The 10,529-nt window shown below is 68.1% G+C and carries 8 protein-coding genes, 2 tRNA genes and 2 pseudogenes; 2 read left to right on the top strand and 10 right to left on the bottom strand.

What is annotated here, in order from left to right; genetic code table 11:
* Positions 1–22 precede the first annotated feature (22 nt).
* Both metE and K789_RS23690 read right to left on the bottom strand, forming a co-directional pair.
* Positions 23–2,365 (bottom strand): 5-methyltetrahydropteroyltriglutamate--homocysteine S-methyltransferase, encoded by a 2,343-nt coding sequence (gene metE / locus K789_RS0120360; RefSeq protein ID WP_024368358.1) that lies wholly within the window; start codon positions 2,363–2,365, stop codon positions 23–25.
* 49 nt (positions 2,366–2,414) lie between these two features.
* Positions 2,415–3,390 (bottom strand): annotated as a pseudogene (locus K789_RS23690) (methylenetetrahydrofolate reductase).
* 423 nt (positions 3,391–3,813) lie between these two features.
* On the opposite strand from K789_RS23690, the gene K789_RS0120350 reads away from it, so the two are divergent.
* Positions 3,814–4,017, top strand: a complete 204-nt coding sequence (locus K789_RS0120350; RefSeq protein ID WP_024368356.1) for a hypothetical protein — start codon at positions 3,814–3,816, stop codon at positions 4,015–4,017.
* Positions 4,018–4,116: 99 nt separating this feature from the next.
* Here K789_RS0120350 and K789_RS0120345 read toward each other — a convergent pair whose 3' ends face one another.
* From K789_RS0120345 to K789_RS0120330, 4 genes are all read right to left on the bottom strand, one after another.
* On the bottom strand, positions 4,117–5,370 hold the full coding sequence (locus tag K789_RS0120345) for an ROK family transcriptional regulator (protein WP_024368355.1): 1,254 nt from the start codon (positions 5,368–5,370) through the stop codon (positions 4,117–4,119).
* Between the two features lie 83 nt (positions 5,371–5,453).
* Positions 5,454–6,644 (bottom strand): class I SAM-dependent methyltransferase, encoded by a 1,191-nt coding sequence (locus tag K789_RS0120340; protein ID WP_024368354.1) that lies wholly within the window; start codon positions 6,642–6,644, stop codon positions 5,454–5,456.
* Positions 6,645–6,691: 47 nt separating this feature from the next.
* Positions 6,692–7,852: an NAD(P)-binding domain-containing protein gene (locus tag K789_RS0120335; RefSeq protein ID WP_024368353.1), complete on the bottom strand. Its 1,161-nt coding sequence runs from the start codon at positions 7,850–7,852 to the stop codon at positions 6,692–6,694.
* Between the two features lie 6 nt (positions 7,853–7,858).
* Complete coding sequence (locus tag K789_RS0120330; RefSeq protein WP_024368352.1) at positions 7,859–8,212, bottom strand: zinc ribbon domain-containing protein YjdM; 354 nt, start codon at positions 8,210–8,212, stop codon at positions 7,859–7,861.
* A gap of 179 nt (positions 8,213–8,391) precedes the next feature.
* On the opposite strand from K789_RS0120330, the gene K789_RS0120325 reads away from it, so the two are divergent.
* Positions 8,392–8,808, top strand: a complete 417-nt coding sequence (locus tag K789_RS0120325) for a membrane protein (protein ID WP_029705513.1) — start codon at positions 8,392–8,394, stop codon at positions 8,806–8,808.
* Positions 8,809–8,944: 136 nt separating this feature from the next.
* On the opposite strand, the gene K789_RS0120320 is transcribed toward K789_RS0120325, so the two are convergent.
* From K789_RS0120320 to K789_RS0120305, 4 genes and pseudogenes are all read right to left on the bottom strand, one after another.
* Positions 8,945–9,017, bottom strand: a tRNA-Ala gene (locus tag K789_RS0120320).
* A 521-nt stretch (positions 9,018–9,538) separates the two neighbouring features.
* A tRNA-Ala gene (locus tag K789_RS0120315) sits at positions 9,539–9,611 on the bottom strand.
* Positions 9,612–9,750: 139 nt separating this feature from the next.
* A complete protein-coding gene (gene rsfS, locus K789_RS0120310) occupies positions 9,751–10,152 on the bottom strand; it encodes a ribosome silencing factor (RefSeq protein ID WP_024368350.1) in 402 nt (133 codons plus the stop codon).
* Positions 10,153–10,241: 89 nt separating this feature from the next.
* Positions 10,242–10,529 (bottom strand): annotated as a pseudogene (locus K789_RS0120305) (hypothetical protein); the annotation flags it as partial.

Here is a 10,529-nt window from a genome sequence, read left to right as displayed (position 1 = left end):
CCGCCGCTGTTTAAGCCTGGTGCTACTTGGCCGCTTCGAGAAGTCCGGCACGGACCGTCCGGGTGGCAGTGACCAGGTTGCGCAGGGACTCTTCAGTCTCGGCGTAGCCGCGGGTCTTCAGGCCGCAGTCCGGGTTGACCCAGAGCTGGCGGGACGGGACGTGCTTGACGGCGGTGCTGAGCAGTTCGGTGACTTCCTGCTCGCCCGGGACGCGCGGCGAGTGGATGTCGTAGACGCCCGGGCCCACGCCGCGGCCGAAGCCGTGGGACTCGAGGTCGTGGACAACCTCCATGCGGGAGCGGGCGGCCTCGATCGAGGTGACGTCGGCGTCGAGGCCGTCGATCGCGTCGATGATGGTGCCGAACTCGGAGTAGCACAGGTGGGTGTGGACCTGGGTGGAATCCCCTGCGCCGGCGGTGGCGAGGCGGAAGGACTTGACGGACCAGTCCAGGTAGGCGGCCTGGTCGGCTTTGCGCAGCGGCAGGAGTTCGCGCAGGGCGGGCTCGTCCACCTGGATGATCTTGATGCCGGCGGCTTCGAGGTCGGCGATTTCGTCGCGGAGGGCGAGGGCCACCTGGTTGGCGGTCTCGCCGAGGGGCTGGTCGTCGCGGACGAAGGACCAGGCGAGGATGGTGACCGGGCCGGTGAGCATGCCCTTCATCGGCTTGTTGGTGAGGGACTGCGCGTACTTGGCCCATTCCACCGTGATGGGGGCGCTGCGGGTGACGTCGCCCCACAGGATCGAGGGCCGGGTGCAGCGGGAGCCGTAGGACTGGACCCAGCCGTGGACGGTGACGTCGAAGCCTTCGAGGTTCTCGGCGAAGTACTGGACCATGTCGTTGCGCTCGGGCTCGCCGTGGACCAGGACGTCGAAGCCGAGCTCTTCCTGCAGCTCTACAACGCGCTTGATCTCATCCTTCATGAGCTGCTTGTACTGCCCGGTGCTGAGCTCGCCCTTGTTGGCGCGGGCCCGTGCGGTGCGGATTTCGCCGGTCTGCGGGAAGGAGCCGATGGTGGTGGTGGGCAGCGGCGGCAGGTGCAGGGCCTCGGTCTGCGCGGCTTCGCGGACGCCGTACGCGGAGCGGCTGAAGTCGGCTGCGGTCAGGGCGGCGGTGCGGTTCCGGACCTCGGCGCGGCGGACGCCGTCGGCTGCGGCGCGGTCGGCGATGATGCGGGTGGCCGCGTCGATGGCCGGCCGGACGGCGTCGGGGTCGCTCAGCAGGCCGGCGAGGGTGACAACCTCGGTGACCTTCTGGTCGGCGAAGGCGAGCCAGCTGCGCAGCTGAGCGGAGAGCTGGACCTCCTCGTCGACGTCGTGCGGGACGTGCTGGGTGGAGGTGGAGGTGCTGACGGCCAGGCTGGCGACGGATTTCTGCAGTTCGGCGATCTTCTCCGCCGAGGCGGCCAGATCATTGAGCCAGATGTTGTGGCCGTCCACGACGCCGGCGACGAGGGTCTTGCTGCCCAGGGCGGCGAGGGCCGCGGCGGACGGGACCTCGCCCTTGAAGACGTCCACGTGCAGGGCGTCGATGCCGGTCGCGGCCAGGGTGCCGAGCTGGCCGTTGAGCGCACCGTACGGGGTGGAGACGAACAGCTGCGGGCGGTTCGCGGCGGCGGAGAGCACCTCGTAGGAGCGGGCGACGGCGGCCTGGATTTCCTCGGCCGGGGTGTCCTGGTCCACCACGAGGGCGGGCTCGTCGAGCTGGACCCAGCTGGCGCCGGCGGCGGCAAGCTTCTCCAGGAGTGCGGTGTAGACCGGCAGGACGTCCTCGAGTCGGGACAGCGGGCTGAAGCCGGCCGGGGCGTCGTCGGAGGCCTTGCTCAGCAGCAGGAACGTGACCGGGCCGACGAGGTACGGGCGGGTCTCCACGCCGTTGGCGAGGGCGTACTCGAATTCCTCGACGATCCGGTTGGACGTCAGCGAGAAGGTGGTTTCCGGGCCGATTTCCGGGACGAGGTAGTGGTAGTTGGTGTCGAACCACTTTGTCATTTCCAGCGGCTGCTGGTCCTTGTTGCCGCGGGCGAGGGTGAAGTAGCCGTCGACATCGAGCTGGCCTTCGGCGTTCAGGAGGTTGCCGAAGCGCGAGGGCACGGCGCCGAGGTGGGCGGCGGCGTCGAGCACCTGGTCGTAGTAGGAGAACGTCCCGGGAACAGCTGCAGCTTCGGTCAGTCCCAGGCCCTGCAGGCGTTTGGCGGTGCCGAGCTGAATTGCCTTGGCGGCGGCGTCCAGGGCGGCGGCGTCGATTGTGCCGGCCCAGTAGGACTCGACGGCCTTCTTCAGTTCGCGGCGGCGGCCGATGCGGGGGTAGCCCAGGATCGAGGCAGCCGGGAACGGGGTGGGCTTGAGCGTGGTGTTTTCAGTCATGGGAAAGTCCTAAGAGTTGGTGGTGTGTGGTGCGGAAGGAAGGTTGTGGTCAGCTGGCGAGCTGGCGGCGGCCGGCCGGGCGCTGGTGGCTCCTGTGCCGGTTGCCGCTTCGCTGCCGGGGCAGGGCGAGTTTGTCCAGCACGTCGAGGGCTGCGGCGTGTTCGTTGAAGGTGTAGAGGTGCAGTCCGGGGGCGCCAGCGTCGAGGGCGGCGTTGGCCAGGTCCACGGTGGCGCTGACCCCGATCCGGGTGCGTTCGGCGTCGGTATCGGCGGCNNNNGAGCCGTTCGATGAGTTCCGGGGCCGGTTCGACGCCGGTCAGCTCGCTGAGCCGGGTGAGCCGGCGGATGCTGGTGAGCGGCATAACGCCGGGGATGATCGGGATGGTGACGCCGGCCCGGCGTGCCCGGGTCAGCAGGTCAGCGTACTGCTCGGTGTGGAAGAAGACCTGGGTGATGGCGAAGTCGGCGCCGGAACGCTGCTTGGCCAGCAGCACCTCGACGTCGTGCGCCTCGCTCGGGGATTCCGGGTGCCGCGTGGGGTACGCGGCGACGCCGACGGCCACCTTGCCGGCGCAGAGCAGCGCGGAGCGGCGCTGTTCGACGCGGCGGATGAGCTCGATCAGGTCCTGGGCGTAGCGCAGCGATCCCTCGGGAGGGACACCGCCGTCCTTGGGCTGGTCGCCGCGCAGGGCCAGGATGCCGCGCACGCCGACGTCGAGCAGTTCGCCGATGACCTCGGCGAGCTCCTGGGGTGAGTTCCCCACACAGGTCAGGTGCGCCAGCGGCCGCAGGGTGGTTTCCTGGACAAGGCGGTTGATGAGTTCGACGGCGGTGTTCCGGTTGGAGCCGCTGGCGCCGTACGTGACGGAAACGTAGTCCGGGTCCGTGCTTTCCAGTTCGCCGATGGTGGTCCAGAGCGATTCCGCGGCTGCGGGCGACCGCGGCGGGAACAGTTCGTAGGACAGGGCGACAGGGGCCGTTCCGGCAAGATTTGGATGGGTGTCAATAAGGCTTGGTGGAGACATTTGCGTCCTTGGCTGTGAACACTGTCGGCTGTGCCCGGAAAACGGGGGCGGTCAGTGAATTGAGTTTGGGGAACACGGAGGAAACTCCAGCAGGACGCAGCCGCGACTGTTACGCCTGATACGAAGTTGTCCGTGAGCAAATGTCAGGCCCACATGGGGGCACCCACACCCTCCTGGGCCGCCATGGGGCTGACCTTCAGCGGAGGATCGCTGACACGTTACTGAGGTAACTTGGATAGAACTTTACGGTCCACCCGGGAGGCGTTCAAGTCGGTCCGCGAATTAAGACGCAGCTTTACGGCATATTTCGGTCCCGGACAGAATATTGTTCGCTGCGAGGCTCACCAGGGCCACTCCGTGAGCGGTCAGGGATGGCTGCCGCAGGCACTCCCCAAGGCGACCGCGCAGGACTATCCTTTTGCCATGATCCAGCTTCCAGCCAGCTACCAGGAGTATCTCGCCGGCAAGAGCGAGAGTTTCATCAACACGGTCCGGCCCATCCTGATGCAGTCCGCAGCGGACAAGGCCCACGGTGTCAAGGTGTCGTACAACCGCGGCCCCACCGGCCACCAGGCGCACGTGGACGAGTCCATTCCCTTCGGCACCGTCGTCGAGGACATCGACTGACGGCGGAGTGCTGGGCCGGGTCTGCCGGTTCAGTCCGCCCGCGTCAGCCCGCCCGGTTCAGTCCGCCCGCGTCAGCCCGCCCGGTTCAGTCCGCCGGCTCTAGCCCTCGAGCAGGAGCCGCTGCGAGCGGGGTGCCAGCGTGTGTTCGAGCACGAGGCAGGCGGCACCGATCGCGCCGACGTCCTCGCCGACACCGGTGCCGACGACTTCGATCTCGTGGATTTTCCGGGTTGCGCTGCCTTCACGGACGAGCTCCGGGATCCGTTCGAGGTAGCGCTGCGAGAGGCAGGTCCAGAAGGGTCCGCCGAAAACAACACGGTCCACGTCCAGGGCGTTGGTGACGGTGGAGACGGCACGGGCCACCAGCACGGCGGAGTGGTCGATGATCGCCTCTGCCCTCGGGTCGCCGGCGCCGGCCGCGGCACACAGTGCGGCGAAGCTCTCCTGGATGGCGGGGCCGGTCACGGCCTCGAGCGGGCCCTCGAGCACTCCGGCTTCGACGGCCCGTGCCACCAGCACCTGCGGAATGCAGGAGGACTTGACGCAGCCGCGCATGCCGCAGTCGCACGGCGGGCCATCCGGATCAACGATGATGTGGCCGATTTCGCCGGCGTTGCCCGAGGTGCCGCGGACGACTTCGTCGTTGAGTACGATTCCGCAGCCGATTCCGGTGCCCATGTACATAAAGACGAAGCTTCCGGCGCCGCTCGGACCGCCTGCCCAGGTCTCCGCCACGGCGGCACTGGTGACGTCCTTGTCCACGATGGTGGATAAACCGGTGGCCGCGGCCAGGGCGTCGCGGAGCGGCACGCGGTCCCAGCCGAGCAGGAGCGGAGGGTCGACGACGGTGCCCTCTTCGAGGTCGATCGGTCCGGGCGAGGCGATCCCCAGGCCGGCGATCCGTGCCGGGTCGACGCCGGAGTCCGTGATGAGCTGCTTGATTTCGGCGGCGATGGTCTCGATCACGGACCCGGGATCGGTGCCGGCGGGGGTCTTAATCCGGGAATGCTTGACCACCGCCCCGACCAGGTCCAGCACCACGAACGTGGTCACGGCCGGATCCAGGTGGACACCCACGGCGTACATGCCGGAGGACTTGAGCCTGAGCATGGTCCGCGGCTTGCCCGGCCCGGTGCCTTCCTTGCCTGCCTCGTAGATCAGGTCCTGGTCCAGCAGCCGGCGGGAGATGTTGGAGATGGTCTGCGGGGACAGGCCAACGATCTGGGCCAGTTCCACCCGGCTGAGGCCGGCCGGGGAACGCCGGATGGCATCGACGATCACCGTGAGGTTGAAGTCCCCCATGCGGGGCAAATTGGTTCCGCGCCTCGGCGAGGGCTGGCGGATCTCAGACACTGATACCCCTAAACGTCTTTGGCTGCGCACTGCTTATGTCAGAATCGTACGTTACGCCCCTGTGACCGCCCACACGCCCCGCTTCACACTTCGGCGGATTTCCGGGTGCTTGCCGTCACTGTGAATTTGGGGTTCCTGCCGATCTCGCGGGTGGGGCCGATCAGCCGCTCCAGCGCGGGCCGGTAGTGCAGGTGGCTGTTGAACACCGTCCAGAGTTCCCCGCCCGGCGCGAGGACCCGTCCGGCCGCCTCGATCAGTTTGATGCCGGCCCCGGCATGCACTGCCGCGCCGACGTGGAAGGGCGGGTTGAGCAGGATCAAATCGGCGCCGGCCGCGGGAAGCGAGGCCATGGCGTCGTCCTGCAGGACCGTGATCTGGTCTGCGAGGCTGTTGGCCTGAGCTGTCGCCCGGGCGGAGTCGACGGCGGCGGCGGACTGGTCCGTGGCCGTGACCCGGGAGCCGGGGTTGCTGCGGGCGTACATGGCGGCGAGGATTCCGGTGCCGCAGCCCAGGTCGATGGCGTGCCGTGCCGGCGGCATCTGGGGCAGGAAGTCCAGCAGGAACCGGGTGCCGATGTCCAGCCCGGTGCCGGCAAAAACGGCGCCCCGGGCGCATACGGTCAGTCCCAGCTCGGCATTGACCTCCGTGACGGGGAATGGCGGGGCGCCGGTGGCAGGTCTGGGAATTCGGGCGAGGAGGATACGGGACTTCTGGCGGGCACGCTGGGGCTGGACCTCGCTGAAGTGGCGCTCCAGCACGGCGTTCATGCCCAGGCTCATGTGTTTGACCCGGCCGCCGGCCAGCAGCACGACGTCGGGTGCGGCATGGCGCGCGACGGCGTCGGCAATCTCCTCGAGCTCCGCGAGGGACCTGGGCAGCTGCAGCAGCACCACGGTGGCCCCGGACAGGAGCCCGGCGCCGAGCGGCAGCTGTTCGAAGCCGCCGTCGACGCCCAGCTTCCCGGCGTTGTTGCGAAGGGCACGTTCACCGGTGATGAGGTCCTGGTGCACCCGGACCGGACCGTTCACCAGGCCGGGTCCGTCGGCGTCAGGGTTCGGGCCGCCCAGAGCCAGGGCCCCCAGTGTCAGCGCGCCGTAGCGGTCCCCGACGATGGCCAGCCTGCCGTCCGGGGGCAGGAGCCCGGCCGCCAGCATGTCGCGGGCCGTGTCCAGGAGAAGCGTGTCCGTAGCGTCCCAGGCCTGCAGGTTGGCCGCCTCCACATCCGGGAACCTGCCCAGCCGGGAGAAGAGGGAGTCGAGCTTGTTGTCCGCCACGCGCGAGCTGCCGCCTTTTGGTGAGTGGGGTTGATGAGTCAGGGTGTTCAGGCCCGGTGAGTGAGGGCCCCTGCAAACTTATCCTGCTCCCCCAAAAAACGCAGGATGCCCGCCACCGCGGCCCGGCCGGCACGGTTGGCGCCGATCGTGGACGAGGACGGTCCGTAGCCCACCAGGTGGACCCGCGGTTCCGCGGCCACCTGGGTGCCGTCCATGGCGATCCCGCCGCCGGGGCCGCGCAGGTGCAGCGGGGCGAGGTGTTCCAGTTCGGCGCGGAAGCCGGTGGCCCAGAGGATCACGTCGGCGGACAGGAAGCTGCCGTCCGCCATCTGCACTCCCCCGGGCCTGATATCGGTGAACATGGGGTGGCGCTCCAGGACACCCCGGGCGGCGGCCGCCCGCAGGGCCGGAGTCCAGATCAGGCCGGTCACGGCGACGACACTCTGCGGCGGCAGCCCCTGCCGGACGCGCTCCTCGACCAGCGCGACGGCGTCGTGCCCGGCCTGGCGGTCGAAGGCGGCGTCCCGCCAGACGGGTTCCCGGCGGGTGAACCAGCTGGTGGTGGTGACCTGGGAGATCTCATCGAGCAGGCCGACGGCAGAGATGCCACCGCCCACCACGATCACGTGCCGGCCGCGGAATTCCTCGGCTGAGACGTAGTCCGCAACGTGCAGCTGCCGTCCCTGGAAGGTGGCCTGTCCCGGGTAGATCGGCCAGAAGGGCCGGGTCCAGGTGCCGGTGGCGTTGATGATGGCCCGGGCGGACCAGTCGCCGCGCGGGGTGGTGATCCGCAGCCGCCCGTCCGGGTTGCTGTCTTCCCGGGAGACGGCCCGGACCTTGACGGGACGTTCGATGGCCAGCGCAAGCTGGTGTTCGTAGCCATCGAAGTAGCGGGTCAGGAAGCTTGAGCTGGCTTCCTCCGGATCGACGGAGGGTTGCGGGAGGCCGGGCAGGTCGCTGATGCCGTTCACGGTGGCCATACGGAGGCTCTTCCAGCGGTGCCGCCAGGCTCCCCCGGGGCCGTCCTCGGCGTCCAGGACGATGTAGCTCCTGGCCTGCCCTCCGGATGGATCAAGGCCTTCCGGAACGGTCCCTGCCGGGACCAGGCTGCGGCGCTGCAGGTGGTAGGCGGCGGAGAGCCCGGCCTGGCCCCCGCCAATGACAACGACGTCGGCCGAGCGGACCGGGACGCGAACCCCTGCGGACATACCTGCTCAGATCTTCTTGACCACGCTGGATTTCAGCTGCATGGGCCCGACGCCGTCGACCTTGCAGTCGATGTCGTGGTCGCCGACACCGTTGACGAGCCGGATCCCCCGGACCTTGGTGCCGACTTTGATGACGGTGGAACTGCCCTTGATCTTGAGGTCCTTGATGACCGTGACGGTGTCGCCGTCGGCGAGGATGTTGCCGACGGCGTCCTTGATCGGTTTCGCTTCCTGATCGTCGGTCTCCGTTTCCGCGGCGGGCGACCACTCATGTGCGCACTCGGGGCAGACCAGGAGCGCCCCCATCTCGTACGTGTATTCGCTGGAGCATTCGGGGCACGGGGGCAGGGTCTCATTCACGTCCTCAACTTTAGTCGAGCAGCCCGGACGACGGGTGGTTGAGACCGCATTGCTAAGCTGGTCTCCCCCGCTGATTTCCCCAACCGTGAAGGCGGCGCCTTTTGGCCGACAGTCCAGTCCAGTCGCACGGTCGGGTGCCCACCCCGGGTCCGATTCCAACCAGGGCCGCGGATTCCCGGCTGCGCTCCGCTTCCCGGGCCGCCGGCCGGCTGGTGCTGGCAGGGTTCCTGATCCTGGCCGGCGTCAGCCACCTGGGCTGGGCACGTGAGGCGTTCCGCGCCCAGGTGCCGGCCTGGCTGCCGCTGGACGTCGACTTTGTGATCGTCGCTTCCGGGCTGGTGGAGATCGGCCTGGGCCTGGGCCTCTTGCTGCTCACACGGCGGCGGGTGGCCCTGGGGTGGATTGTTGCGGCCTTCTTCGTGGCCGTCTTCCCGGGGAACGTCTCGCAGTTCGCCACGGGCACCGATTCGTTCGGCCTGAACTCGGACGTGAGCCGCGGAATCCGCCTGCTTTTCCAGCCGCTGCTGGTGCTGTGGGCCCTGTGGTCCACGGGCGCGTGGCGGGCCTGGCGGGAGAGCCGGCGCCGCGTCAAGTGACAGAGATCCCGGCAGGTGGCACAGTGCGCGGGTGCCTGCGCAGGGCAAAGACCCCGATCAAACAGGGGACGTAAAACAAACAAGGGACCCCCGGTACAACAAAGGAGGCCCCGCTCAATGAGCAGGACCTCTTCGGTGGAGCTGAGGGGACTCGAACCCCTGACCCCCTGCATGCCATGCAGGTGCGCTACCAGCTGCGCCACAGCCCCGAAATCACTTGGGAATCTTTCCTGCGAAGGACTGTCTTCCCTGAAGCAACCTGTTTATCTTAAGCTACATTTCCGGTTCACGCGAATCGACACGCCCTCGAGTGGAAAAGTCCCGTAAGGCCACAAGTTCCGGGCCGAGGCGGCGCTGGCTCGGAACGAAAGGATGCTGCTGGCAGTCACCGGCGCCGGAGCCAGCCTTGCCTGGCGATCCGCTCGGGTGGATGCACTGGTGTGCGCGGGAGCGGGAGCTTCTGACATTCCGTTCGCCGTCCGGGGCGCCTTTGGGCACGATTCCGGCCCCTTCGGTCCGGTATCCGCGGCGCGTCCGTGTCAAAGTGCCCCCGGACCGCAGTCGCGGGGCGAGACCAGCGGCGCCCGAGTCCGGTAGCCCGGCGTCCCGGCTGGACGCGCTGACCCGCCCGGGTTTTTCACACTTCTTATCCGATAACCCGCAGTTCCTCCCCGACGAATCCGCACACAAAAAATCCGCCGGAATCTTTCGATTCCGGCGGATTATCCGGTGGAGCTGAGGGGACTCGAACCCCTGACCCCCTGCATGCCATGCAGGTGCGCTACCAGCTGCGCCACAGCCCCGAATTTTCGTTGCTCCGAACCCGTCCGCTTACGCTATCGGTCCCGGTTCTTGTCCGGATCTCTCCGAAGCAACTCAAATATCTTAGAACAGCCTTTCGGAAAATTCCAAATCGGGCATATTCCGCTGCTCCCCGGGCTGCTACTCCGCGTCGGAGGCTGCTGCGGCCTTCGCGGAAGCGTCGTCGCCGAGCTGCAGGTCCACGACGGGGCAGTCCTTCCAGAGGCGCTCCAGGGCGTAGAACACGCGGTCCTCCTCGTGCTGGACGTGGATGACGATGTCGCCGTAGTCCAGCAGGACCCAGCGGCCGCCGGAGCGTCCTTCGCGGCGGATCGGCTTGAGCTCGAACTTGGAGAGTTCGTCTTCAATGCCGTCGACGATGGCGTTGACCTGGCGCTCGGACGGTGCGGAGGCAATCAGGAAGATGTCGGCCAAGGCCAGCCGTTCGCTGACGTCCATGGCGACGATGTCCTCAGCGAGCTTTTCCGCGGCAGCTCGGGCTGCGTGGCGGGCTGAGGCGATGGATGATTCTGTTGCAGTCACGGGACTCCTTGTTGGGGTGAAAAAGCTTGTGTTGTTCAAATGCGTGGAAGGGCCGTCTGCCGGAAGGGCAAGGCCACGAACGAAGGTGCTTAGCCGGGGAGGCCAGTGATGATCAGGGTGATGCCGGCGATCAGCGCAATGACGCCGAGGGCCAGCACCGCCAACTGCACGAGGCGGAGACGGCGCGCCCTGCCGAGGCCGGCGGTGTCCGCGTCGAGGGGATCGAGCCCGTAAGCGGTGTTCGCGGCGACGGGTGGCCTGCCGGTGAAGTCCTCCTCGGAGATGCCCGCGGAGGGGATCCCTGCCGCGGGCCTGGACACTACCTGTGGTGCGGAGGCAGCCTTGGCGGCGGCTTCGGCGCGGGCCAGCACGCCGGC

The organism is Arthrobacter sp. TB 26 (genome assembly GCF_000427315.1).
Lineage (GTDB): Bacteria > Actinomycetota > Actinomycetes > Actinomycetales > Micrococcaceae > Arthrobacter.
The sequence above is the reverse complement of the archived record's forward strand: the minus strand, read 5'-3'. Positions and strand labels throughout refer to the sequence as shown.